This is a genomic window from Thermogemmatispora carboxidivorans (assembly GCF_000702505.1).
Lineage (GTDB): Bacteria > Chloroflexota > Ktedonobacteria > Ktedonobacterales > Ktedonobacteraceae > Thermogemmatispora > Thermogemmatispora carboxidivorans.
Map to the genome: position 1 here is coordinate 3314489 of NZ_JNIM01000001.1, position 25324 is coordinate 3339812.

The window sequence follows — 25324 nt, forward strand, 5'->3', positions numbered from 1 at the left end:
ACAAGAAACCCAAGGTAGACGAAAGAGGAAACAGGCGAGTAGCGAGCCAACGCCCCCCTCTTCCTCTCCTTCAGCCAGATTCCAAACGTTTGGAGGGCCAGAAAATCACGCAGCAAGGGCCAGGAGAAGAGAAAGGAGAGAGATCGCTGAGCAAAAGGCCGCCCGCTTCTGCTGGCGGCACAGAGAGCGCGACCAGGCTACTCTGGAGGCGAGAGCTGCAGCGACTCAATCACCACAGTTCCTTCTGGGAACTGCAGTTCGAGGGTATAGGTTTCCGGGGCCAGAGAGGAAAAGAGGAAATTGCCCAACTCATCGATTCTACCAGAGCGCACCGCCCCCGAGGCGGCAGTCAGGCGCACCGGCGTCCCCTGGAGAGCCTCCAGAGCCGTGCCTTTGCGCGTCACAAAGCCGATCAGCTCCAGGCCATCCTGGCGCGAGGAGCCGTGTTCTACATGGAGAGAAATGCTAAAATCCTCAGCGCTATAGCGCCGCGGCCAGAGGGCCTCAGCCTGTTCGGCCTGGACCAGGTCGCGCTGATAGGCCAGGCGCGGCTGAGGAGCCAACAAGGTAGCCACAATGCGGCGCGCGCTGGCAGCCATCTGCTCGCCTAGCGATGGGCGGCCCGGGCGAGCCGAGGCCAGGGGATGGGTCTGAGGAGCAGGGCCATCATCCAGGGGCCAGGAAGAAGGCCAGGGCAGCGTCTCCTCCACCTCAGTCTCAGCAGGCATCTCTTCTTCCTGCTCCAGAGCCAGCGAGGCAGCCAGCTCCAATTCGGCGAGGTCTAGCTCAGAGAGCGGTGAGGCCTCCGCCAGCCGCGTCTCCGAGGTCAGAAAGTGGGAGAGGACCGCCAGCTCCGCCGCACAATGCTGGCAAGTGGCCAGATGGAAACGCACCGCCACAGCGACCTCCTTGTTAAGCAGGCCGAGATAATACTCACCGAGCACCTGAGCCGGGGGACAATCCCAACGATAAAGCGACTGGAGCAAAGCTAATTCAAGGCGGCGATAGCTCTCCACCCGGGTTGCACAGGCGGGGCAAGTAGCCAGGTGCTCCAGCACAGCAGGTCGCACCTCCTCGCCGGCCAGATAAGCAAGCATCTCTTCGTCGCTGATAGCGCCCCGTTGACGACATTCCATGAGCGTTTCCTCTGACTGAACTGGATAAGACTGGCTGGCAGCGGCATCATCCAGCCCTCCTGACCGAGAGCTTCACACCTCCACCCGGCCCTCAGCTGACAGGAGCAGCGAGACCGAAGCAGCCATCCGCTTTCTTACTTTCTTGCTTCTTCCCTGAATCTGGTTTGAGCAACCAGCCCAGAACCGACCGGCGTTAGGAGTCGGGAGGCAAACCGTCTGCCTGCCTGCTTTCCTGTCTTCACCACCAATAAACGGCTACCCTTGCGATTTTAACGCCTTTGACAGCCGCCTGCAAGAGCAAGGCAGGGAAGTTCCTCACTCGCTGAGCCTCTCCGTGGCTTTCCGTGCCTCACTGCGCACCTGGCCGACCTTTACAGGCGCTAGCGTCTGCCGCTGAGCTGAGCGGCGAGAGCGGAGCAAGAGGGCCTGAGTAAGCAGCGCCAGCCCTAGCTGCCCTTCATGAGAGCCTGCAAGCGGCGATTGCGACGGAGGCGATCGAGCATATTGCGCTTCAGGCGATAGACATCGTTCACCGAAGGGAAGAGATGCTGAAAGCGCAGGCAGATCTCCGAGGGCTTCAAGCCCTGAACATAGGCTAGATAGATCAGCATACGCTCCTCCTCGCTATGCAACTCTTCCAGGATCACCTGCCAGAGATCCTGAGCCGAGAGCTGAGCCACCACCTCCTCGGCGGGATCGGCGACTGCCGGCTCGTGTTCCAGGGCCTCCAGCGTCTGCTCAAGCTGCTGGAGCTGTTGCACACGCCCCTCATCGATCACCACGCTGTGCACACACATCTTAAGGTACTTCAAGAGAGCGGCCAGGGAATCGAACTGCTGGACGCGGCTCGGAGTCAGTGCCTGGGCAAACTTCGCAAAGACCAGATTCACCACCGACTGGCCCCCATCATGCGCCAGCAAAGGGGGAGCTGCCGGATGCTGATGTACCCAACTCAAGACCAGGGGGGCATACTGCTGATAGAGGCAAGCCCAGGCCTCTTCATCGCGCAGCATCAAGGCCCGACGGAACAGCTCCAGACAGTAGCGCTCGTCAGCGCGATTCTGCCTCAGAAAGCGACTCGTCTCCTCGGCACAGGCTCGCGCCAGAGCGGGAAGCGACCATTGCGCCAAAGGTAACAGACGCTCATCCGTCTCTGGCCGGGCCGCGGCGCCGCTCGTGACGTCCGGCTGCGGGCCGGTCTCTCCATGAGAAGAAGAGCCGGGAGACTCCATAAGCAGACGCTCCTCCCTGAGTGCAGGCCGTAGTGAGCGCTCACCAACCTCAGCCAGCTACCGGGCCTAACTGGCTGCGTGCAAACGCTCTTGCAGTATAGCATCAGCTGCGGCGGCTGGCAAGCCCGAGATGCCTCCTCCTGCCCGCCTGTCTGGCGCACTCGTGCGCCTCTCCACCCCCAGCGACCCGCTGCGCCTGGAGCAGATCGGCCTCTTGCCCTCTCCTGTTTCTCTTGTCTCCTATACCACTTCAGCACCTTCAAGCCTGACCTGGCTCTCCCCGAAATACCAACCATGCAGATTTTATCACAGCAGGCACCTGGAACAGAAACAGCCCCTGACGTGCTAAGAAAGATATCCCAGAAGATGCGTTGGGGATGGTACATTTACCTTGCCTATGCTATCATAGATTGACGGTTGCTGCCGACATTCGTCTCAACGGGGAGCGGAGAGCGGCCATCATCGGGCAGAGCGAGGCACCCATGCCACAGCAACGACAGACAGTCACTAATCGGCTCGCCGACGTGATCGAGGTCGTTCAGCTAGGACGCAAAACGGGCCTGCTGACGGTCGAGCGTGGGGAAGGGACAACGTTGGAAGAGGGTGCCATCACTTTTGTGAATGGACAGCCTGTGCAGGCACGGCTCGGGCCACATAGCGGCGCAGAAGCCCTCAGACGCTTGAAGCTCTGGGGTCCTTGCCGCTTTGCTTTCGTACCCTTCAGCCCTCCTTCATCCCCACTCCCGCCTTTGCTCGATGGACACGCCACTCCCGGCTCACTGCCGGCTCTCCCGCAGCGCCAGGGGACCGATCCGCGCTTGCGCCGGATGCCCGCTTCTTCACCCTCTGGCCCGCTCGGCTCGCCGCCCTTTCCTAAAACGGGCACAGGCCCAGCACCAGGCCAACGGGCAACCCCACCGCTGCCCCCGCGCCAGACCGAGCCTAGCCCGGACAGGTGGGTGCCCCTGCCCGGCAGCGGGGTGTTCTCCCGCGCCCCAAGCCGCGTGCCGCTCTACGGCGATGCCTTGCAGCGCCTGGAACAGCTCGGCTTCTCACGCGCCCATCGCCGGCTTTACCTGCTGATCGATGGTTCCCGCACACCAGCCGAGCTGGCCCGCCTGATGGGCCGTAGCGAGGATGAGGTCCTGCGCCTGCTCGCCGATCTGGAGCACGCCGGCTTTGTGGCCCCTTCTTCGTTGTAATTCGTTCATTCAAGGATGAACACCTATTCATAATAAATAATAGGGATCTTATTCGACAATAGAGAGGATGTGGCGCCCAACAAGCGCCACCCCTGGCCTCCCTCGGCCCAGCCTGGCAGCTCGCTTTTGCTTCGCCAGCAGCAGCGCCAGGGACCTTGTGTAATATCTCGCCTCCGCCTGGACCGCCGGAGGTCGAGGCCGCGACAGGCCAGGCCAGGTCTCTTCATCCAGTAGGACGGTGCCAGCATCAGTTTGTCAGTGCCAGTAGACCGGGGCGCCGCTGGCCGCCCCCTGGATACCAAAGGACGGGTTTTCTCCCATGCGTGATCAAGCGATATCGTCATATCGCCGGCGGGGCCTCTCCCTGACCGCGCGCGTCTCTTTGCTCCTGGTTTTTGTCGCCATCGTTCCGCTGCTCATCACCATCGTCGTCAGCCAGTTCATCTCTCTTCCTGCGCTGACTACCCAGGCCCGCACCTCTCTGGATACCGATTCCAGCGAGCGCGTGCAGCTGATCAGTAACTATCTGAACGAACGCCTGCTTGATGCCGAGACCCTCGTCCAGGTCCCCTCGGTGATCCAGTTCTTGCTCGCTCCTCCCGCCCAGCGCGAAGACCCGAACTTCAGCGTTCACTCACTCTACGCTCTCCAGGCGGGAATCAATCGCGATAATCGCTATGTGCTCTGGTGCCTTTTTGATGCTCAAGGTCATCTGGTGCAGTATTGGCCGACGAACGTCCATCCCCAGAACCGCGGCCAGTCCCTCGTACCTCTCCCCTACCTGCGGCGCGTCAACGCCAACCAGCTCTTTATCTCCGGCGTCTACTACGACAGCGCCCACAATAAAGCTTCGGTCGATATTTACGCTCCCATCACCTATCAGAAGCATGTGATCGGCTTCCTGCGCGCTTCGTTGAATATCGACTTCATCTGGGACACGGTCAACAGCGAGACCGGCGCCAATGGGCCGGGCAGCTATGCTTTCCTGCTCGACGAGCGCGGGGTGCGCATCGCTGATCCCAATCCCGCGCGCCGCTTCAAGGCCGTGGCCCCTCTCGCGGCCCAAGAGATGCAGGATGTTAAGACCGAGGGCCTCTATGGCCTGCAGGGCAATCAGGCTAGCCTGCCACTGCTGGCCGACAACACGCTCGCTGATTCGCTGCGTAGCAGCCAGACGTCTTCGTCCTTCCAGGCCACCCCTGCCAGTGAGAATGAGCCGTACGAGATCTTGCGCCACAAGATGACAGTCGTTCCCTGGACTTACTACGTGCTCAGCCCGGTTAGCACGGTGACGGCAGTGGTGAATAACCAGATGGTGAGCACCATTGTGATCGCGGCTGCCATGCTCTTGCTGGCCTCTTTTGTCGGCCTCTGGCTCGGTCAGCGCATCACGCAGCCAATCCTGCGCTCGGTTGACCACCTGCGCCGCAGCAGCGAGTCGCTACAGACCCTGGCGGCCAAGCAGCAGAGTTCATCTAGTGAACAGCAGTGGGTGATCGATTCCGCCCAGGTGGGCCTGCAGTCGGTGCAGTATTATACTGACGCGAGCAACGTGGCCGCGCGCCAGTTGACCTCAATGGTGACGGAGCTGCTCCAGCGCTGGCCTCAGCTTGACGCGCGCACGGCCCAGCGGGCCTTGCAGGAAATGGCTACGACGGCGCGCTATATCGAACAGGCCATCCAGTATCAGGAGACGAGCAATCAGAAGCTGGCTACAGCGATTAAGGTCACCACTCAGGTGAGTGAGCAACTGGCGGCAGGTGCTACCTCGGCCACAAGCGCCGCCGAGCAGTTGGAGCAAGTGGTACGCCAGCTACGCCGCGTGGTGGGCCGTTAGTTGCTGGGAGCGCCGTGTCTCTGCGCGCACAGCGCTCGCCTGGCGTTGTAAGAGCAAGCAGGACGATGCCGCGTCCCATGCCTCGGACATCGTCCTGCTCTTGTTTTGTCCGCTATTCTGTGTTTGCTTTCATCGAGGGGAGAACGCTATGTCTGCTATGCTGTCTGCTGAAAGTGAAGCAGCGAGGAGAGAAGAGCGCTGGCTGCCGCTGGGACCGATTGTGCGCCTGCAGGTTCAGACGGCCCCGCTCAAGGTGCCAGGAGACGCAGAGGAATTGCGCTATGATCCGGCTCCGTTGCAGCCTGTATCTCAGCTCTGGTTGTCTGCCGATGGAGTGTTCGCGCTGCTGCCGGACGGTTCTCGCCTGCTGGATGTCCACCACCGCCAGCATCCACGCTCGCGCAACCGCGGCGGCAAGAACGGGGTTTCGCTGGGTTTTACAGCCCATTATCGGACAATGCGTGCGCGTTTCGGCGAGCATCTGAGCGACGGCTGCGCGGGGGAGAATATTCTCATTGCAACTGAGCAGCCGGTCCGTCTGGAGCTGCTGCTGAATGGGCTGGTGATTATCGGGGCTGAGATGAGACAACCGGTCCGCTTGACACGGCTGCGCGTGGCGACGCCCTGCCTGGAGTTTACGCGCTTCGCTCTGGGTCCAGAAGCGCTGTTCGCCTCTCCACCCGAGCTGAAAGCAGCATTGCAGTTTCTGGACCGGGGTCAGCGCGGCTTCTATGCAACCTGCCTTTCAGAGGAGGCGGTGGCTATCTCCTGCGGCGACCAGGTCTTTGCTTTGCCAGCGCCGGGAACGGGACGGGCAGAGGCCGCCGCAGGGTGAATAGAAGAGCTCCGTCGCTTAGGCAACCGCCCGCTTGAGAGAGCGCAGACCCCAGAAGAGGGCCAGTAGCGCGCAGACGCCGGCAGAGAGGTAGCCCTGCCAGACGGCTGCCTCTCCCAGCCTACCCAGGAAGAGGGCCCGCGCCCCATCCACAACATAGGCAAAGGGATTGAAGTGGGCAACCGCCCGCAATGGAGGGGGGGCCAGCGTCAGGGGCAGTAAGACGCCCGAGAGCAGCAGAAGCGGGACACTGACCATGTTGAGCAGGGACGAGAGAGCTTCAGCACTGCGCAAGAGAAAGGCCAGGGCATAGGAGCAGGCCGCCAGGCCCAGACCTAGCAGAATAACCAGCAGGAGCGCCAGGAAGAGGCTACCAGGGGAGACCCGCAGCCCGAGCGGTAGGGCAATGAGACAAATCAGAAGCACCTGGATGAGCAGGGTCATGATGTCAAGCAGCAGGCGGCTGAGCAAGAGAGCGGCCCGCGGGATAGGCGTCACAAGCAGACGCTCAACGAAGCCGCCCTGCAGTTCGACAACAAGCCCAAAGCCAACGTAGCCTGCCCCAAAAAGGGCCATCATGACCAGGAGCCCAGGAACGTAGATGGTTATAGCTTCTCCCGCCGGTATGGCCGGGACGCCGCTGAGGCTCTGGAGCAACGGCGCAAAGAGGAGCAGATAACACAGCGGCTGAAAGAGGCCAAAGATGACCCAGATAGGCTGACGCCAGGTCTGCCGGGCCTGGCGCAGCCAGAGATACCATACACTAGAGAAGAGAGACATGCTGCTTACCTTCCTTTCCAGGCGAAGGCAGACCTGGCACCAGGGCCGGCTGTCTCAGCCTGGGCCTTTTTCAGAGAGCGACCGGCATAGCGGAAGAAGACGTCATCCAACGAGGGCCGTTCCAGAACCAGACTGCTGACGGTCAGACCAGCCTCTTCTAACAGATGTAGCACAGCAGGAAGGGCGCTTTCCCCATGCTCGACAGAGAGGCGGAGCTGCTCGCTGTCTTCTTCGTGAACGGCCCGGACAAAAGAGCAGGTGCCCAGAAGTTCGCCCGCTTGCTGCCTGACGTTGGCCGACCCAGATGGCGCCAGAGTGAGGATGAGGGTCTCACCTGCGCTCTCTTGCTTGAGCCGGGCAGGACTGCCATCGGCGATGATGCTCCCCTTATCGATGATCGCCAGGCGCGTGCAGAGCTGATCAGCCTCTTCAAGGTAGTGGGTGGTCAGAACGATGGTAGTACCTTGCGCCCGCAGATCGCGCAGACACTCCCAGAGCTGTCGCCGACTGACTGGATCAAGACCAAGGCTCGGCTCATCGAGCAGGAGCAGCGGAGGACGATGGACCAGGCCCAGCGCCAGGTCGAGACGCCGACGCTGGCCCCCCGAGAGGGAGCTGACTGGTCTGCTGGCCAGGCTACTCAGCTCCAGCTGCTCTAAGACTTCGCTCACCCGCCGCCGCGCTGCCTGGCCTCGCAGGCCATACAGATGGGCTTGTAATAGAAGGTCCTGAAAAACTGTTGCCTGGATATCCGTACCTCCTTGCTGACCGACATAGCCGAGAGTACGGCGAATATGCTCCGGCTGACGCCGCAGCTCGACGCCAGCAATCCTGATCTCGCCTCGATCCGGCGGGAGCATGGTGGCCAGTATACGAAGCAAGGTGGTTTTTCCCGCCCCGTTCGGCCCAAGGAGGCCAAAACATTCCCCCTCAGAGATACTCAGTGAGAGACCCCGCAGGGCTTCAACGTTGCGACCCTGCCAGCGATAGCTTTTCCAGAGGTCGCTGACACTGATGAGAGACATCGCTGTGTCTTCTCCTTTCACTTTTATATACATACCGAATGTATGTATGCGAGCTAAAAAAAACTGGCTCAGGAACGACGCAGGCCGCGAATGAAGATCTCGACGGCCTCGGTAGCGTAGGCACGCAGAGAAAAGGCGCTGGGATTGAGAAGCCAGAGGCTGCTCAGGCCAACAATCAGGCTATAGGCGGCGGTGGCCGCCTGCTCGGGAACGACCTCGGCGCGAATCTCGCCGGCCTCACGGGCGCGGCGCAGCAGGGCGGCAAAGTGGGCAATGCTGGCCTCAACAGCCTGCACCTTTTCCTCGATGCCGCTCTGTAGCTCGGGTAGCATACCTGTGCGCAGGGTGGTCAGCTCCAGCATCGCGCGAAAGTCGGCATCCTCTTCAGGGTAGCTGAGCCAGGCCAGCAGGATTGCTCGTAGCGTCTCCAGCGGGGCGCCGTCGCGCCGATAGAGCGGCAGCAGCTTGCGCGCGGCCCGCTCGTACTGCTCGCGCACCAGGGTATTGAACAGATCGGCCTTGCTGCCAAAATGCCACTGGATGGCGCCGCGCGTGGTCCCAGCCCGGCGCGCCACTTCATCCAGAGTGGTGGCCGCATAGCCGTGTTCCAGAAAACAGCTCAGGGCTGCCCGGAGCAGCTGCTCACGTGTCTGGGCCGCCGCTTCCCGCGTTCTCCTCATCGCTCGCTCCCTCTCACCTCTCTAAATACATACATACCACATGTATGTATTCTTGTCAAGGGGAAAACCAGAGCTGGTCAGCAAGCAGCCAGGTGAGACACCGCTGCCGCCGCTCACGCTGAGCGGCGGCAGCACTTTACTCGCCATAGGGTACCCAGATATTTTTGACCTGGGTCGCCTCGCGCAGAAACTCCTCGCCCTCGCCCTGGACGGGGTCGAGCCAATCGCGCGGATGGCCATAGTTGACCCAGGTACGCTTCATATTGCTGGCGGCGGCCAGTTCGACGCGCTTGCTACCCTCGGCGCTGCCGAAGTACCAGACCGCCTCGACATCCTCGTGTTCGGCCAGGACCTGAGAGAGCGGCTCGCGCTCGCCGGTGACGATATTGACGGCTCCGGCAGGCAGATCGGAAGTCTCGAAGACCTGGTAGCAGTCGGTGGCGCTCAGCGGAGCCTGTGGCGAAGGGATCACCACCAGTGTATTGCCCATCGCCAGCGCGGGGGCCACCAGCGAGAGGAAGCCCAGCAGCGGGAACTCATCGGGGCAGGCAATGCCGATCACGCCCACTGGCTCACGCACGGCCAGGACCATCCCACGCAACGGTGGGCGGTGTATGCTGCCCTCGAACTTGTCACACCAGGCGGCGTAGCTGAAGAGGCGCGCGATGGCGGCCTGCACTTCTGCCGCGGCATCTGCATAGGGGCGGCCCGTCTGCTGAACCAGGCGCAGGGCAAACTCTTGCTCGCGGGCGGCCAGGTTCTCGGCAACGTAGAAGAGGACCTGGGCCCGCTGGTGGGGAGAGGCTCCGCTCCAGGCACGGGCGGCGTGGGCCGCCTCGACGGCATTGCGGATGTCCTTGCGGTTGCCAGCACCGACCTGGCCGATGATCATGCCCTGGGGATCGCGCACCGGCAGGCTGTAGCCGCTGTCCGGGCGGACCTGCTTGCCGCCGATGAAGAGCTTGGGGGTGCGATCGATCGACGGGATGCGCCCCGCCAGATCGGCAAAGACCTCGCTGCCGGCCAGGGCCACGCCATTGCTAGCATGCTCAGCATGACCGTTGCCGCTATGGGCCTTGCTCTCGCCGCTTGCCGGCGCTTCCGCCAGTCCACGTCTCCGGCTCGCCCGCCCACTGGCCCCCTCCCAGCGTGGACGGACATACTCGTAGAGACCCTCTTTGCCACCCTCGCGTCCAAAGCCGCTCTCGCGATAGCCGCCGAAGCCGGAGGCCGCGTCGAAGAGATTGGTGGCATTGATCCAGACGGTGCCGGCCTGCAAGCGCGCGGCCACATCCAGGGCCAGATTGATATTCTCGCTCCAGATGCTGGCCGCCAATCCGTAACGAGTGTTGTTAGCCAGCGTCACCGCCTCCTCTGGCGTACGGAAGGTCATGGTGACGAGCACGGGACCAAAGATCTCGACCTGGGCAATGGTCATGGCCGGAGCCACATTGGTAAAGAGGGTTGGCGGAAAGAAATAGCCTTCGCGCGGGCAAGCCGTTGACGGCTGCCAGAGCTGGGCCCCTTCTTCGACACCGCGCTCCACCAGGCGGCGAATCTCGCCCAGCTGAGACTCCGAGACAATAGCCCCGATATCGATGGCCTTATCCAGCGGATCGCCGACGCGCAGCTTCTCCATCCGCGCACGCACCTTGGCGACCAGGCGCTCGGCGATACTCTCCTGGACCAGCAGGCGCGAGCCAGCACAGCAGACCTGGCCCTGGTTGAACCAGATGGCATCGACAACTCCTTCGACCACGCTATCCAGGTCAGCATCGTCAAAGACCACAAAGGGCGATTTGCCGCCCAGCTCTAGCGAGAGGCGCTTGCCAGAGCCGGCGGTGGCCCGGCGAATGGCACGGCCCACCTCGGTGGAACCAGTGAAGGCGATCTTGTTGACGTCGGGGTGGCGCACCAGAGCCTCGCCAACCTGCCCAGCCTCGCCGGTAACAATGTTGACAACCCCTGGCGGCAGGCCAACCTCTTCGACGATCTCGGCGAATTTCATGGCCGTCAGGGGAGTGTAGCGCGCCGGCTTGAGGACAACTGTATTGCCCATCGCCAGGGCTGGGGCTACTTTCCAGGCCAGCATGAGCAGGGGGAAGTTCCAGGGAATGATCTGTCCCACAACCCCCAGCGGCTCGTAGCCAGCTAGCTCGCTCTCCATGAGCTGGGCCCAACCAGCATGATAATAAAAATGGCGCGCAACCAGCGGAATATCGATGTCGCGCGTCTCGCGAATGGGCTTCCCGTTATCGAGGGTCTCCAGGACAGCAAGCAGACGTGCATGCTTCTGAATATGGCGGGCAATGGCGTAGAGGTAGCGCGCCCGCACATGCCCGGGGGTCTTGCTCCAGCCCGGAAAGGCCCGTCGCGCCGCGGCTACCGCGGCATCGACATCGGCGCCGTTGCCCGCGGCGACTCGCGCCAGCACCTTGCCCGTGGCCGGATTGATGGTCTCTAGATACTGGCCGCTGGCCGGCTTGACGCGGCGATTGTTGATGAACAGGTCAAAGGGCTGGTGCTGGGCCAGCCACTGCAGAGCAGGCTCTGCCGTCTCGGGCGCCGGCCCGTACTCCATTGATTCGAACAGGTCTAAGACACTCATAGCAGTGATGCGCCCCTCCCTCAACGTCTCGCAAGAGAGCCGATGACAGGCCATCGGCACGGGCTATTGTATCCCGCCCCACACCCCGGCGGCAAGTCCCCGGTTCACCACAAGCAAGGACCTGCACCACCACAGCAGGCACCCGGGCAGTCAATGGCGAGCAAGACAACGACACTGTCGACCAGGTCTAGCCTGTCGGAGTGAAGGAGTGGGAAGTCGCCACGCTACGGTTCTCAGGCGAGTTACTCACCGGCTGGGTGGGAGGCCGGGCGAGAGGGACCACAGGCCGCTCTCGCCCGTAAAATGGTTGTTCTCATCATGCACCTCGAAGCTCCCAGCCATCTGGCTACCGACCTTGATCATGCCCTCGAAGACCAGGCTAGCCTTACCGCCATAAATAGAGACCGTAAAATGGATAGAGCCTCGCTGATCCAGCGTTCCTGAGCAAGGCCCACTCTGCCCCAGACCACTGAAAAAGCCCGAGAAGCGCCCTTGATGCTGCTGCAGGTGCGAGAGCACCAGGAGAGTGCGCGTATTGGTCAGCAGATCCTGGGCTGTGCCTACATAATTGGCGTAGAGCGCTGGATAGGGATAGGCCTCACCTGCCAGTGGCACCTGCGATGCAGCGTTGGCTGGCGCGCTCCCTGGAGCTGCTGGCGTTTGAGGCCCTAAAGAGCGCACGATGAGCGAGCGTAGCGGGCTGTGCAGCCCTATCGTCACAGCACCCGCTACCAATGTCAACACCAGAGCCAGGATGAGCACGCTCAGCACCAGGCGGCGCCGCTGACGATACGCCCGCCGGTGCCTCTCCTGGAACTGCCGTTCTGGGAATAACTCAGTTGAGGCGGCCATTGCCTCCAGCGAGGGCACTGCCTCCTCGGGGGGGGTTGTCGTCTCTGGATCGAGGCGGGCGTGGCTGACAACAGCCCGCCAGAACTCGCGCACGCTGGCAAAGCGCTCCTGGCTGTTCAGCGCCAGGGCGCACTGGAGGTCTTCGCTGACAGCACGCGGCAGCTCGGGCACCAGCTCGTGAGCGGGGCGCAAAGGATCACGCTCCGCTCCGTTTTGGAGCAGAAGCACACGCTCAAAGGCATCGCAGGGAAACTGGCCTGTCAACAGTGTATAAAGCGTCGCCCCCAGTCCATAAACATCGGTGCGCACATCAGTGCGCCCTCGCCCCCCATACTGCTCCGGCGCCGCGTAACCAGGGGTTCCCTGGCGAATCGTGGTCGTCATGCCATCGGGAATATAGAGCTTGGCCAGGCCGAAATCGACCAGCACGGCCCCACGTCCAGCGGCAGGCACAATGATATTCGATGGCTTGATATCACGATGGATGACAGGCGGCTGCTGGCTATGCAAATAGTCAAGAGCATCGATGATCGGCTCCAGCGTCGTCAGCAGATGCGCTAAGGGGATGCGACGCCCAGGGGTAAGGCGTCGCAGTTCCTCCAGGTTGGCACCGCGGATATAATCCATCAATAAATAGCTACGCTGGCTGCGCTCGTCTTCGAAAAAGCGATAGACCCGTGGCAGGGCCGGATGCTGCAGGCGCATCAGCAAGCTGGCCTCCAGGGCCAGACTGCGCCGCTCGCGCTCGGTAGTTGTGACAACCTCCTTAAGGGCAAAGAGCTTGCCGGAGCTACGTAGCTCCATCACCAGGTAGACCGAACCAAATCCCCCAGTGCCCAGGCAAGCTTCGACACGGTAGCGGGCTTGCGCAGGATCTTTAATGATAGACCCCGTTCTCAGCCTGGTCTGTGTCCTCTGCATCGCTGACTCCAGCTCATCGATACGCTTGGGTACACTATCTGTTCCATTATACGAACTGCCCGATAGATAAACAAGGGTTATGCAATTATCCTACTCACAAATGTTCACTTGCTATCCTGGCAAAATGTGAGCTTTATGACCACGATCACAAGATTGCAACCGCAGAGACAACAGCTTTGCATCCACTGCTCTGCTATGCTCTCAACAGGAGAGAAAACCTGTACGTTTGCAGGTAGGCCGTTCACTACCACTGCACGGAGACCAGGCAAATGAGCGATCCAGAGCATTTAGCTATACTCAGGCAGGGTATACACGCCTGGAATCTTTGGCGTCAGCAGGCACAGCCCCTGGTATTTTGGAGGCCATCCCCTCTCTATGGCCAGGGACCAGACCTTAGCAACGCCGATCTGCGCGGTGCAGACCTGTCCGGTATCAATCTCGACCATACGAATTTGCGCGGCGCCAATCTGAGCGAGGCCAATCTGGCGGGCGCCAGCTTGCTTCTGGCCGATCTGTGCGGTGCTCATCTTCAGAGGGCCAATCTCTGCCGGGCGTGCCTCACTGCCGATCTGCGCGGCACGGATCTACGCGAGGCCCTCCTGGCAGGCGCGGATTTGCGCGGCTCCTGGCTTGATGTGAGCACTCGATTGGAGGGTGTTCTTTTGCAGGACACCGAGCACGGCAGCACGCGCGTTGCTGGCCTCGACTGGTCGCAGGTCAAGCTGGCAGCCATTGATTGGGGGCAGGTCACTATCCTGGGCGATGAAGAGCTGCTCTTTGCTCCATCCCTGCCCAGAGACGAGCCGAGCGCTACCAATAAGCGTCTGGAGGAAGACGAGCATCTGTGGCAGTATGAGAGCGCTATTCGCGCCTACGAGTCCCTCAGCCAGGCTTTGCAGGAGCAGGGATTGCCAGCCCTGGCTAGACGCTTCCGGGAACGGGCACGCTGGCTGCGTCAGCGCCCGAAATATCGAGAGCTTCGGCAGCTTCATCGAAAAGAGCACAGCCTGAGCACAGCCCTGGAGACGGTCATTGCGCTATTGAGGTGGGGAAGCCTTCCAGGCGGGCTGGCCCTGACTAGCTGGGGCCTGGCGCTGGTTCTCTGGCAGAACTGGCCTGGTCTGGTCGCTCTGCTGCTGGGCATACTCGTCTTTGTCGGCAGCTTGTTTTCGCTGCAAAGAGAGGCAAAGCCCGCAGTTCCCAGGGGCCTGGTCCTGGCGCAGGTCCTCGCAACTACGGGGCTGGTCGTTAGCATCGTGCTCTTCATACTAAGTCCGCTCCTGCTCATTACCCGGAAGGTGGGAACTACCACGAATCTCTTGCTCTCTCTCCTCAGTGCAAGCCTCTATCTGGTGAGCATCTTCACTCTACGCTATGAGCCAGGCTCTCCCTTCAATCGCCCCTCTCTGATCAGTCTCCTGCCGCTCTGTACCCTCCTGTTTCCTGGCCTGCTCTGTATCGTCGGACCACCGTTCTCGCGCTCTCCGATGATCCTTGAAGCGCTGATCTTACTCTTCCTTGCTTCTTCAAAATTCTTCGTAGGGAGATTACATTGATCTATGCATATAGTATTTTCAAAGCAGATTGCCGATGTCAGGGGCAACAGCTAGAATGTCCGCTGCAAAAATTTCACTGTACCCGTAACCATCATTGTCCGTTCTATCATCAGACAGCACTTCTGTTTCGGAGCAAACCTAACCGACCAAAGGTAGGGACAAGTCGATCTCAGGAGGAGAGTTTATGAGAAACAGCTCCCATCGTCACCCCAGTATGGGCAGTCTTCTTGGGCTGCTTGCTGTGCTCTGCTGTGGTGCGCTCGCTTGGGCGCCGGGTCTCGGCTTCGCCCAGAAAGCAGCGGCCTCCCCCTCGGCCTTTGTGCGCATCATGCACGCCTCGCCTGATATCGGTGTGGCCGACGTCTTTCTCGATGGGCGGCGGGCCTTGAGCAACTTCCAGTTCGGCACGGTCACCGACTATTTGGCCATTCCACCAGGGCCGCACAAGGTGCAGGTGGCTCTGATTGGCAAGGGGCCTGATGCAGCGGTGATTACGCAGACCCTGTCAGTTGAGCCAGGCTTCGCTTATACGGTGGCAGCCATTGGCGTACAGGCGACCGGTCTATCGCTGGTGGTTTTCAAGGAGGATAATAGTCTGGCCGCCGGCAAGGCCAAGCTGCGCTTCTATCACCTCTCGCCCGAGAGTGGGCCGGCCACGCTGACGGCCAATGGCACCCCGCTGATTAAGAACCTGCAGTATCTGCGGGCCAGCGACTATACCCTGTTGGCCCCAGGGCGCTACACTTTCGATGTAGATCTGGAGCAGCAGCACATCTCTCAGCAGACCACCCTGGAGGTGTCTGTCAACCAGATTACCAGTATCTTCAGCATCGGGCTACCGCTGGGGACGCCAAAGCTGGAGCTGGTAGCGCGTCAGGTTGCGGGAACACCCAGCCTGCCTGACACCGGTAGCGACCCCGGAGCCTCTGCCAGTCCACCCGCTCAGGCCGGTGTACCTGTGGCCTTGCCGCTGGTTCTGACGCTGCTCCTGCTTTTGATCGGTGGATCGACAACTCTCTTGCTGCGCAGCCGACGCTAAAGGCAGACGGAGGCGAGAGACGCGGTCACAGATCCCAGATCGCGCTCGGCGTCGGCAACCGAGGAGTATGCTCTTGGGCTGGATTATGCCGGGGTTGAAGCCGCTGCTGTGGGCCTGCTCGCTGTTGGCCATCTTGCTCTTGCTGAACAGCTGTGGCTCGCCCGGGGCGGCTCCCGTCGAAAGGCAAGTCCGCGATGGCCAGCCGCTGCTGGTCGGAGAGGCTGGCCTGCCCGATCACTCGCCGCGCTCGCTGGCCGGACCGCCGGGGCTGCCGACACATCTGCGCATTCCGATCATCGGCGTGGATGCTACCATCGAGACGGTCGGAGTAACGGCCAGCGGCGAGCTAGAGGTACCAGCGCGCCGACCCTGGGACGATGTGGGCTGGTATCGGCTCGGCCCGCGCCCCGGCGAGCGTGGCAGCGCGGTTATCGATGGCCATCTCGATCGTCCTGGGGGAGCACCAGCTGTCTTTTGGCGCCTCCGTGAGTTGCAGCCGGGCGCCCTCGTTCAGGTGCTCGATAGCCAGGGACACTGGTGGTCTTTCCGGGTGCGCGCGCTGGCCTACTATCCTCCGAGGCAGGCCCCATTGCAGCAGATTTTTGCCGATACCAGTGGCCACTACCTCAATCTGATCACCTGCGCTGGAGACTGGATCGCCAGCGAGCATCAGACACAGCTCCGCCTCGTCGTCTATACGACATTGATCGCCTGAATGCCGGACAGGCAGGCGTCTCGCCCGCGTCAGGCCGGCGAGCCAGCTAGTGGGGTTCGGTAACGGTGCTGAGCTGAGCCTGGATCACTAGACCAGGGGATTATAGTGAGCAGCAGCGTAGTGGCCTGTGACGAAGTAGGAGAGCTGGCGCTCGATGTCGGAGAGCAGCCCACTGGCACCAATGCGGAAGAGGCGACTGCTGAGCCACTCATTGCCTAGCTCTTCTTTCATGAGGATCAGCCAGTCGAGGGCCGTCTTGGCGCTGCGAATGCCGCCAGCAGGCTTAAGACCAACCCGATAGCCTGTGCGCTCGTAGTAGTCGCGAATGGCGCGCGTCATGACCAGGCCCACTGGCAGAGTTGCATTGACCGCCTCCTTGCCGGTAGAGGTCTTAATGAAATCGGCCCCGGCCATCATGCAGACCAGACTGGCCATGCCAACGTTGCGCAGCGTGGCCAGCTCGTGCGTGGCCAGGATGGTCTTCATATGGGCTTCGCCGCAGGCCATGCGAAAGGCTCGCACTTCGTCGTAGAGAGCCTGCCAGTTGCCAGTCAGGACGTGGGCACGCGAGATGACCACGTCGATCTCACGAGCGCCGGCACGCACCGAAGCCGCGATTTCTGCCAGCTTCTGCTCCAGGGCGATCTGGCCGGCGGGGAAGCCTGTGGAAACGGCGGCCACAGGAATATGGGTACCGCGCAGGGCCGCCACAGCCACCGGGACCAGGTTGTGATAGACGCAGACTGCCGCTACCTGGATGCGCTCCTCGGGGATTCCAAGCGCCTCCAGCAGCTCGCTGCGCACAGGATGGCGCGCTTTGGCACATAGTCGGCACACCGTGCCGGGCGTATCGTCCCCAGCCAGGGTGGTCAGGTCCAGACAGGTGATGGCTCGCAGCAACCAGGCAGCCTGCCATTCGCGCTTGACGGTGCGGCGCGTCGGCAAGGTGGCCGCCCGGCGCTCGACGGCGCTGCGATTGATGCGCACTTCGCGCAGCCAGCCCAGATCAAGCGGCACACCAGGATTGCGTGTATCCCGTGGCTGGCCTTGCTCTTCTTGAGTGGGCGCTGGCTGCTGCTCTGGACGTGCGCTCACGCTTTGCTCTTGCGCCTCTGGCTCTCTTTTAATGGTAGTCACTACTCTTCCCCCCATAACATTGGCGGGCGCCGCTTGTCGGCCAGCGCTGCTCCAGGCATAGCCTCACAGGAGTCGCCAGCGCCGACGGTTGCCCCCCTTAGTCGAAGGCCCGCTTCGCTTTAGCTCCCTTCGCTTCCTTGCCTTCTATCATCTTGCACGAGCCAGCCTTTGTCAAGGTGCTGCTCATTTGCTCGTCTGCCGCAACCCCTCGGACCCGAACAAAGGCGCGGGAGAAGCAGCCGAGGGGATGATCGGCAGGACCAGGGCCGAAGGATGAACATGATCGTGATAGATGCGCTGTTCGGCCAGCGCCATCTCGCTGGTCAGGCCCAGTGCTGCCCCGGTATTCAGATTGCGGTCGTACTTGGGGAAGGCGCTAGAGCAGAGCTGGAGGCCAATGCGATGGCCGGCCTTAAAGAGTTGAGCCGTGTTCCAGCAATCGATCTCATAGCGATAGATACGGCCAGGCTCGATCAGCGTGGGACGCTCCATGCCTTCGCGGAAGCGAACGCGGACCATGCCGTCGCAGAGGCGCTGACGAAAGCCGTTCGGCCAGACATCGAGAAGCATGGCCACAAAGTCGGTATCGGGTGCTGACGAGGAAGCATATAGCTCAAGGCGCACGGGTCCCGTGACTTCAAGATCCTCCTGGAGCGGCTCGCTGACGTAGACCAGCACGTCATCACGGCGCTGGATGGCGGCGTAATCGTCGGGGCCGCCGATCTGGGTCGAGGTTGGCTCAGTGATGAAAGGCACAGGCCGCGCAGGATCGTAGCGGTAGCTATCATACGGCTCATCAGCCTCGGGAGGCTCAGTAGAGAGGTGTCCGTCGCCAAAACGGCTGTTAGCAGCCCCACCACTGTGCAGGTAGAAGCGCGTCCAGCGCGTACGCGCCAGGGGCCACTCCTGCTCATCGCGCCAGTAGTTGGCTCCCATGATGAAAAGGCGCACCGGTGCCGGTGGCGGCTCCTGACGTCGCCCCTTGAGGAAGCGATCGAACCAGCGTCGTTCTTCGGCATCGAGGTCGATCAGGGCCTGGGGACCAAAGTCGATCTCTCCTAGCTTGCGGCTCGTATTCACCTGGTGCCCCCAGGGACCCATGAGCAGGCGCTGATTGGCCCGGGCAGCAGGCGTGGCGGCGCGCGTGGTCATCCCGATGTAATTGAGAGGGGTGCCAATCTGCTCGTCATCGTACCAACCGGAGATATGCAGCACCGGCACGGCCAGCTCTTCAAAGCGGCGCTGGTAGCAGAGAGGCAACCAGTAGTCATCAAGCGCGGCATGGGCGATCTGCTCGCGCCAGTTGGCATTGAAGCGTCCGGCGCGCTCATCCATTGTCAGCAGGGGGAGATGCCAGTAGACCAGCTCCCAGTCGACCAGCTCCATTGGCTGATTGACGCGCCCGCTGACATAGTGCTCCCAGCAGAGATGCATAGGACTGGGGAGGCCGGTCGGTATTTCGACAAAGGGGTCGGAGGGCGCGACCAGCACCACCATCGCCTTGAGGTGAGGCGGCTGCTCCAGAGCGGCGAGCCACTGAATGCGGCCCGCATAGGAGGCGCCCAGGGTGCCCACATTACCATCGCACCAGTCTTGAGCGGCACACCATTCGATGGCATCGTAGCCGTCAGATCCCTCATGGCGATAGGGGATGAACTCGCCGTCAGAGTCGCCGCGTCCCCGCACGTCCATCGCCACAAAGGCATAGCCATAGCGCACAAAGGCCAAAGCCCGCTGAGCTACTGGCCCCTGGGCTTTCAGGTAGGGCGTGCGCAGGAGGATCGCCGGCCAGGGACCCCGGCCCTGGATCGGCAGATAGACATCGGCGGAGAGCGTGACCCCGTCGCGCAGCGGAACGCGACGGTTGAAGAGCACGCGGGCCTGATTCGACACCGAGAGGGGCATCGCTGCGTGTCCTTTCTCGCCTGCAGTGCTGTGGTCCAATATCAGCAGCTATAGCCGCTGGCGCTCCGCAGCGGCAGGCAAGCTTGCGAAGCGCCAGCGAGAGAAGAAGAGCAGGCGTGCTTTCTTCTTCCTCTGTCCCCGTCGCTCAGGCGGGGAAGCTCGCCTTCTGCTGAGCGTGGAAGGGTGCCAGGGCCTCATTGGCCGTGACGCTTCCCTCCAGGCGCGCAACCAGCTGGGCGAAGTGGCTCCCTGGCAGGGCCAGCACCATCTGCGACGGCTCCATGCCCACATAGGTGCGCGCCCCCACACAGCCGAAGCTGAGCGAAGGCTGGCCCGTGCGCAGCGTGCGGGGAATGATCCCACAGGTTGGGCGCCCAAAGGCGAGCTGGCCCCCTTCCAGCCAATTGACCGCGCCTTGGGCCTCGGCGACCAGCATGGTCTGCTGGGCATTCAAGAGCGCCAGCACGATATCTGGCTCAACAGGGAAGCGATCGAGACGCCCATAGATAATAGCTGTGTGCTCCTTCTCCACAACCGGCAGACCGCGCAGCTCCTCGGGAGAGAAGTAGCCGACGTTGGCCATTGTCTGCACGAGCACGCGCGCCCGCTCGTCGAGGGCGGCGGGTGAGAGGAAGCCCATTGTGATCATCCCGATAGGGCACTGTTGATGATCATCAGCGGTTGCATAGAAGACGCCCTGCTCGGCCAGACGCCAGAAGGTGCAGGCTGAGGGAACACCCGTAGTTGTATGCTCAATCCCCGACGGCACCTCCTCGACAAAGGCCAACCCCACCGGGGGCCTGACCAGCCCTAACAAGGCCGTAAAGCGCTCTACTAAATTCCGATCGATCACACAAAACCATCCTTCCCAGAAACAAAGGCCAGAAGCAGAAACGCCTCAGCCGCTCAGCGGTCAGTGAGCGGTCCCCATCAGCTTCCCCTCAAAGCATGCGGCGGGCGCGAGCAGAGAGACCTTTGAGCCAATTCCTTTGGCCCGCCGTCGGAGCAAAGTCCGGATAGCGCAGGCGCTGGGCCATGTTATACAAAAACTGGCGCTCGTTCTCTTTGAGCGCGATGCGTCCGCTCTCCAGCAACGACAGCAACTCCCGAACCTGGTCGCGCATGAGGACCAGCTCAGAAGCCGAGGGGCTCACCTCGTCCGCCATTTCGCGCCCACTCCTGCGCTGATCACCCCCGAACCTGACGCCAGAACGTGCTTCCGGCTGCTGCGAGCGCAGCCACTGCTCGTAAGCAGCACGATCATCCTGCCAGGCGCCCAGCCCGGCCAGCTCATCGGCCCGCTCATTGAGAGCCTGCCCGGCATGACCGCGCACCCAGCCAAAGGACAAAGGGGCCGTACGGTGATTGACCAGCCAACGGAACAACTGCCAGAGGTCGGGGTTCATGCGCGCCTTGTAGTCTCCCGTCGCCACCTTGATCGTGTACTGGCTGTCGCTCCAGATCTTGAGCGGGCGATCCGGCGGGGCCAGGCTCAGCGCTGCCAGCAAGGCTGTAATTTCGGCCCGGTTATTCGTCGTTGTGGCCGAGGGAGGAATGTGTCCGTGGGCCTCGATGCGCTCGGCAGGGAGCTCGGTCAGCGGCAGATCGAGCCGCTCGACCGGCACCAGAATAGCGCTCCAACCAGCGGGACCTCCCGGATTCTTGATACAGGCTCCATCGGTATAGGCGACGACCACCGGCTTTCTTCTGAGGGCCGAGCGCACTTCCTCAGCTGAAAAACCGGCCAGGGCCTCTTTGACTGAACGCCACTCCAGCGATTCTGTCTCCTGACTCACTCACTGCACCATTCAACCTGTTAATCATGGCCGCGCCCTCTCATCTCACCTCACCCACGGGCGTCAGCACCGAGAGAGGAATGGGGCAACGGCTGCCATCCGGCGATGGCAAACAGTACGGTCCCATGATACGGTCCCAAGGGGCCTGCCGTCAAGCAAGCTGTCTCTGTAGAGAACAAGGGAACAGCTTGTCTGAGGAGCATCACGACCGGGTCTTTAGCAGATCCAGCAGCAGTGCCTTGAGGCAGGGAGCGAGCCAGGGCCTGGCTCAAAGCAGCGAGCGCCATTCCGGCATGCCCGTCCAGCTGCCGCCAGTACTCGCGCGAGCAGCAGAACGGGCATGCCCCTGGCAGAGAGAGCTAGTGATGAATCAGAGCCTTGACCGCTTGAGCAATATGGTGGGCATCGATGCCGGCTTCTTCTAGCTGCTCCATAGGCTTGGCCGAGCCGGGCATCTCCTGGACAGCCAGCTTGACTACACGCGGCAGAGGCCCGGCGCGCTGCGTAAAGGCCTCCAGCACTGCCTCGCCCAGACCACCCTCCGGCCAATGATCTTCAACCGTCACAATGCACTGCTTCGTCTCATCGGCAGCCTGGAAAAGCGTCTCCTCATCGATCGGCTTGACCGAATAGGCATCGATTACCCGCACCAGAATGCCCTCCGACTTCAGGTACTCATAGGCTTTGAGGGCCTCGTGGACCGTGATGCCAGCCGCCACGATCGTGGCCTGGTCGTTCTCCGAGCTGCGCAGTACCTTACTTCCGCCGATGGGGAACTCCTCATCGGGGCTATAGATCACCGGCGTCTTCTCGCGCGTTGTGCGCAGATAGACGATCCCTCCGTGCTCCGCCATTTGGGCCACCAGCCTGGCTGTCTGGTTAGCATCGCAAGGATAGAGCACCGTGCTGCCGAAGATGGCTCGCATCATAGCCAGGTCCTCCAGGCCCATCTGAGACGGTCCATCCTCGCCAATCGAGACCCCGGCATGCGAGCCACACAGACGGATATTGGCGCGCGAAATGGCGCCCATACGGATAAAGTCGTAGGCGCGCGTCAGGAAGGCCGCGAAGGTCGAGGCGAAGGGAATGCGCTGGCGGACGCTCATGGCGATGGCTGTCGCGATCATCTGCTGCTCTGCGATGTACTGCTCAAAGTAGCGCTCGGGGTAGGCCTTGGCGAACTCCTCAGCGTAGGTTGAGTTGCTGACTTCGCCATCGAGGGCCACCACCTCGGGATAGGCCGCGCCCAAAGCCTTGAGTACATCGCCATAGGCCCTGCGCGTCGGCACTTCCTGGCCACTGGCATAGCGCGGCAGTTCCAGAGGCTTGCGCTCGCTTGCGGCAGCCGGTTGCAGATTCTCGGGCTTCTGGACCGTAAAGATCTGGCTGCGCACATGAGGCAGCTCGGCCAGGGCCTTCTCTTCCTGCTCCTTGCTGAGGGCCTTGCCATGCCAGCCCTCGGCATTCTCCAGGAACGAGACCCCTTTGCCCTTGACCGTGCGAGCGATGATCAGGGTTGGAGTCCCTTCCGCCTTCATGGCCTGGGCATAGGCGCGATCGATCTCCTCGTAGTTATGCCCATCGATGACCAGCGCCCGCCAGCCGAAAGCCTCGGCTCGCTCAGCATAGGCTGCGGTATTCCAGCCCAGCATCGTTTCGCCGCGCTGGCCCAGGCGATTGCAGTCGAGAATGCCGATCAGATTATCCAGTTTATAGTGAGCAGCATGCTCGATGGCCTCCCAGACCGAGCCTTCGGCCATCTCGCTATCTCCCAGCAGCACCCAGACGCGATACGGCAGCTTATCCAGATACTTGCCGGCCAGCGCAATCCCGACACCGATCGGCAGACCCTGGCCAAGGGAGCCGGTCGCCACCTCCACCCAGGGCAGGACCGGCGTCGGATGCCCCTCTAATCGGCTACCACGCTTGCGCAGGGTCAGCAACTCCTCGTCAGCAACGGCGCCGGCAGCCTTGTACATGGCATAGAGCAGCGGCGCCGCATGACCTTTGGAGAAGATCAGGTGGTCGTTGTTCGGATGGTGCGGATTGTCAAAGTCGTAGCGCAGATAGCTGACCAGCAGAACTGCCATCAAATCGGCGGCAGAGAGCGAGGAGGTCGGATGTCCCGAGCCTGCCGCGGTCGTACAGCGAATACTATCTACACGCAACTGCTGAGCAAGGTTGGTCCATTGCTCAACCTGAGTTTGAGCCTGAGTTGTTGTCATCAGCCAATCCTCTTGCCTTCCTAATGTGTGTGTGTCGTTCTCTTGCTACTCGACGAAGACGGTTCTATTGTAGGACAACTGCCCCCCTCGGGCAAGCTGATGCTCGTTCGCTCACGCTGCCAAAGTGCTTCCTTGCACCACCTTGCTCCATGCTCTCTGAGCGAGTGAGTGAGTGAGTGAGTGAGTGAGATGGGGAGTCGGCTTGATCAGCCGCCGCCAGGCCCAGCAGCCAGGATCACGACCTTGAGCGCCTCGCCTGGTTGGGCCACCAGACGGAAAGCCTGCGCCGCCTCCTGCAAGGGGAAACGATGAGTGATCACGCTCTCGGCACGGACGCGGCCAGTGGCCAGCAAGTCAAGGGCCTGGCGTGTCTCATAGGGGCCGGCGGAGTAACTGGTACGCAGGGTAATTTCGCGGAAGAACAGCTCGTTTGGCGTGACAGGGAGCTGCTCCTCCGGCGGCGGCGGCGCAAAGAGCAGCACCGTGCCGCCCGGTCCCACGAGCTCCAACCCCTGACGCATGGCCTGGACCTTCGACGGCGTCACAATGACCACATCGGGCTTGCGCCCCTCGTTGGCGGCGAGCACACGTGGCAGCAGCGGCTCCCCCTCTGGATCAAAGGCCAGATCGGCCCCTGCCTCTAGTGCCCGCTGGCGTCGGTAGGCAATCGGGTCCACAACCATTACACGTACCGCCCCGCGCAGGCGCGCCAGCTGGGCAAGCATGATGCCATTGCTGCCCGCCCCTAGAATGAGGACACGATCGCCAGCCCGCATCATGGCCCGCTCGATACCGCGAATACAGCAAGCCAGCGGCTCGATCAAGGTGGCTGCCTCGAAGGAGAGCGAGGCGGGCAACGGCAGAACGTCGCGCTCAACGTTGGGAGCGGGTACCCGCATGTATTCGGCCAGGCCCCCAGGATCAAGGCGAGTGGCGCGAAAGGTCGGGCATTGCGAGAAGGCTCCCCGCTGGCAATAGTGGCAGACCATGCAGGGCACATGATGGTGAACAAAGACACGGTCACCTACCTTGAACTGCTCCACACCCTCCCCAACGGCTTCGACGACGCCCACCGGCTCGTGACCAGGATAGAGCGGGGCTCGCGGGCGCATATACCACTCCATGACATCGCTGGCGCAGATGCCACAGGCCACCAGCCGCACCAACAGCTCACCAGGGCCGATGGCTGGCTGCGGCAGCTCCACGACCCTGACATCCTGGTTGCTGTGATATTCAACGGCACGCATACTGCTCGTTCGCCCCCGCCCGCTCATCTTTTGGCCGGGACGACGCACAGGAAGCCGAAGGCTTCGTCGCCCAGGGCAAAGAATTGATGAATCTCGTTGCCCGGAATATAGATGGCATCGCCTGCGCGCACCTCGTGCTCTTCGTCACCCAGGCGCAGGCGGGCACGCCCATGCAGCACATAGACGCCGTGATCATGGGCGTGCTGGTCCAGCGAGGTGTGCCCGCCCGGCTGCACAGCAAAATAGCGCAGATGGAAGTTCTGCGCCCCTTCGTCGTTGCCGATCAGGATCTGGCGCGTTGCATCCTTGGCCCGGCTATTCTCCGGCCCATAGGCCCGCACCGGTACGCCTTCCCAGCGTAGCTCTCCCTGCTTCTGAGACTGGAGACGATGGATCACACCCATGCAAATCTACTCCTCTTGCACAGCTTAACAGCTCTTCATCTGACCAGCAGCTCGCGGTCCTCCTAGCACAGCTTCACGGCTCGTCCCCAATGGGAGCCAGCCCTCAGCCAGAGAGACCAGCAGGCAGACAGACAGAGGCAGAGAACAGATGAACTGTTTCGACCGGCTCGGGTCTGGCCTCACCACCCTCAC

General features: G+C 61.9%; 20 protein-coding genes. 6 read left to right on the forward strand and 14 right to left on the reverse strand.

The genetic code is table 11. The features are described from left to right. Positions 1–197 precede the first annotated feature (197 nt). Positions 198–1136 (reverse strand): carboxypeptidase-like regulatory domain-containing protein, encoded by a 939-nt coding sequence (locus tag N688_RS12995; protein ID WP_052889675.1) that lies wholly within the window; start codon positions 1134–1136, stop codon positions 198–200. A gap of 446 nt (positions 1137–1582) precedes the next feature. Next, positions 1583–2368 (reverse strand): RNA polymerase sigma factor, encoded by a 786-nt coding sequence (locus N688_RS13000; protein WP_052889676.1) that lies wholly within the window; start codon positions 2366–2368, stop codon positions 1583–1585. 377 nt (positions 2369–2745) lie between these two features. Here N688_RS13000 and N688_RS13005 point away from each other — a divergent pair, with 377 nt between their 5' ends. The 3 genes from N688_RS13005 (at position 2746) to N688_RS13015 (ending at position 6242) form a co-directional block, all read left to right on the forward strand. Next, a complete protein-coding gene (locus tag N688_RS13005) occupies positions 2746–3570 on the forward strand; it encodes a DUF4388 domain-containing protein (protein WP_081838817.1) in 825 nt (274 codons plus the stop codon). A gap of 319 nt (positions 3571–3889) precedes the next feature. Next, on the forward strand, positions 3890–5407 hold the full coding sequence (locus tag N688_RS13010) for a cache domain-containing protein (protein WP_052889678.1): 1518 nt from the start codon (positions 3890–3892) through the stop codon (positions 5405–5407). Between the two features lie 148 nt (positions 5408–5555). Further along, on the forward strand, positions 5556–6242 hold the full coding sequence (locus N688_RS13015) for a hypothetical protein (RefSeq protein WP_052889679.1): 687 nt from the start codon (positions 5556–5558) through the stop codon (positions 6240–6242). 18 nt (positions 6243–6260) lie between these two features. Here the strand turns inward: N688_RS13015 and N688_RS13020 are convergent, their stop codons facing one another. The 5 genes from N688_RS13020 to N688_RS13040 form a co-directional block, all read right to left on the reverse strand. Continuing rightward, the gene (locus tag N688_RS13020; protein ID WP_052889680.1) at positions 6261–7022 is read right to left on the reverse strand and encodes an ABC transporter permease; all 762 of its coding nucleotides are present in this window, start codon (positions 7020–7022) and stop codon (positions 6261–6263) included. A 5-nt stretch (positions 7023–7027) separates the two neighbouring features. Next, positions 7028–8047, reverse strand: coding sequence for an ABC transporter ATP-binding protein (locus N688_RS13025; protein WP_052889681.1), 1020 nt, complete (start codon positions 8045–8047; stop codon positions 7028–7030). 68 nt (positions 8048–8115) lie between these two features. Then, complete coding sequence (locus tag N688_RS13030; protein ID WP_052889682.1) at positions 8116–8727, reverse strand: TetR family transcriptional regulator; 612 nt, start codon at positions 8725–8727, stop codon at positions 8116–8118. Between the two features lie 136 nt (positions 8728–8863). Next, positions 8864–11335, reverse strand: a complete 2472-nt coding sequence (locus N688_RS13035) for an aldehyde dehydrogenase family protein (protein ID WP_052889683.1) — start codon at positions 11333–11335, stop codon at positions 8864–8866. 246 nt (positions 11336–11581) lie between these two features. Further along, complete coding sequence (locus N688_RS13040; RefSeq protein ID WP_052889684.1) at positions 11582–13108, reverse strand: serine/threonine protein kinase; 1527 nt, start codon at positions 13106–13108, stop codon at positions 11582–11584. 269 nt (positions 13109–13377) lie between these two features. On the opposite strand from N688_RS13040, the gene N688_RS13045 reads away from it, so the two are divergent. The 3 genes from N688_RS13045 (at position 13378) to N688_RS13055 (ending at position 16418) form a co-directional block, all read left to right on the forward strand. After that, entirely contained in the window at positions 13378–14664 is a 1287-nt protein-coding gene (locus N688_RS13045; RefSeq protein ID WP_052889685.1) for a pentapeptide repeat-containing protein, read from the forward strand. Positions 14665–14848: 184 nt separating this feature from the next. Further along, complete coding sequence (locus N688_RS13050; protein ID WP_052889686.1) at positions 14849–15703, forward strand: DUF4397 domain-containing protein; 855 nt, start codon at positions 14849–14851, stop codon at positions 15701–15703. A 73-nt stretch (positions 15704–15776) separates the two neighbouring features. Beyond that, positions 15777–16418 carry a class F sortase gene (locus tag N688_RS13055; RefSeq protein ID WP_162179557.1) on the forward strand — a complete coding sequence of 214 codons (642 nt, stop codon included), beginning with the start codon at positions 15777–15779 and terminating at the stop codon, positions 16416–16418. A gap of 87 nt (positions 16419–16505) precedes the next feature. On the opposite strand, the gene deoC is transcribed toward N688_RS13055, so the two are convergent. The 7 genes from deoC to N688_RS13090 form a co-directional block, all read right to left on the reverse strand. Continuing rightward, a complete protein-coding gene (deoC, locus tag N688_RS13060) occupies positions 16506–17513 on the reverse strand; it encodes a deoxyribose-phosphate aldolase (RefSeq protein ID WP_202901917.1) in 1008 nt (335 codons plus the stop codon). Between the two features lie 225 nt (positions 17514–17738). Continuing rightward, positions 17739–19460, reverse strand: coding sequence for a CocE/NonD family hydrolase (locus N688_RS13065; protein WP_052889688.1), 1722 nt, complete (start codon positions 19458–19460; stop codon positions 17739–17741). A gap of 145 nt (positions 19461–19605) precedes the next feature. Then, on the reverse strand, positions 19606–20313 hold the full coding sequence (locus N688_RS13070) for a DUF169 domain-containing protein (RefSeq protein WP_052889689.1): 708 nt from the start codon (positions 20311–20313) through the stop codon (positions 19606–19608). A gap of 88 nt (positions 20314–20401) precedes the next feature. Beyond that, entirely contained in the window at positions 20402–21256 is an 855-nt protein-coding gene (locus N688_RS13075; RefSeq protein WP_052889690.1) for an RNase H family protein, read from the reverse strand. Between the two features lie 359 nt (positions 21257–21615). Beyond that, positions 21616–23481, reverse strand: coding sequence for a transketolase (locus N688_RS13080; protein ID WP_052889691.1), 1866 nt, complete (start codon positions 23479–23481; stop codon positions 21616–21618). A gap of 206 nt (positions 23482–23687) precedes the next feature. After that, complete coding sequence (locus tag N688_RS13085; RefSeq protein ID WP_052889692.1) at positions 23688–24728, reverse strand: zinc-dependent dehydrogenase; 1041 nt, start codon at positions 24726–24728, stop codon at positions 23688–23690. A 23-nt stretch (positions 24729–24751) separates the two neighbouring features. Further along, positions 24752–25132, reverse strand: a complete 381-nt coding sequence (locus N688_RS13090; protein ID WP_052889693.1) for a cupin domain-containing protein — start codon at positions 25130–25132, stop codon at positions 24752–24754. Between the last annotated feature and the right edge of the window lie 192 nt (positions 25133–25324).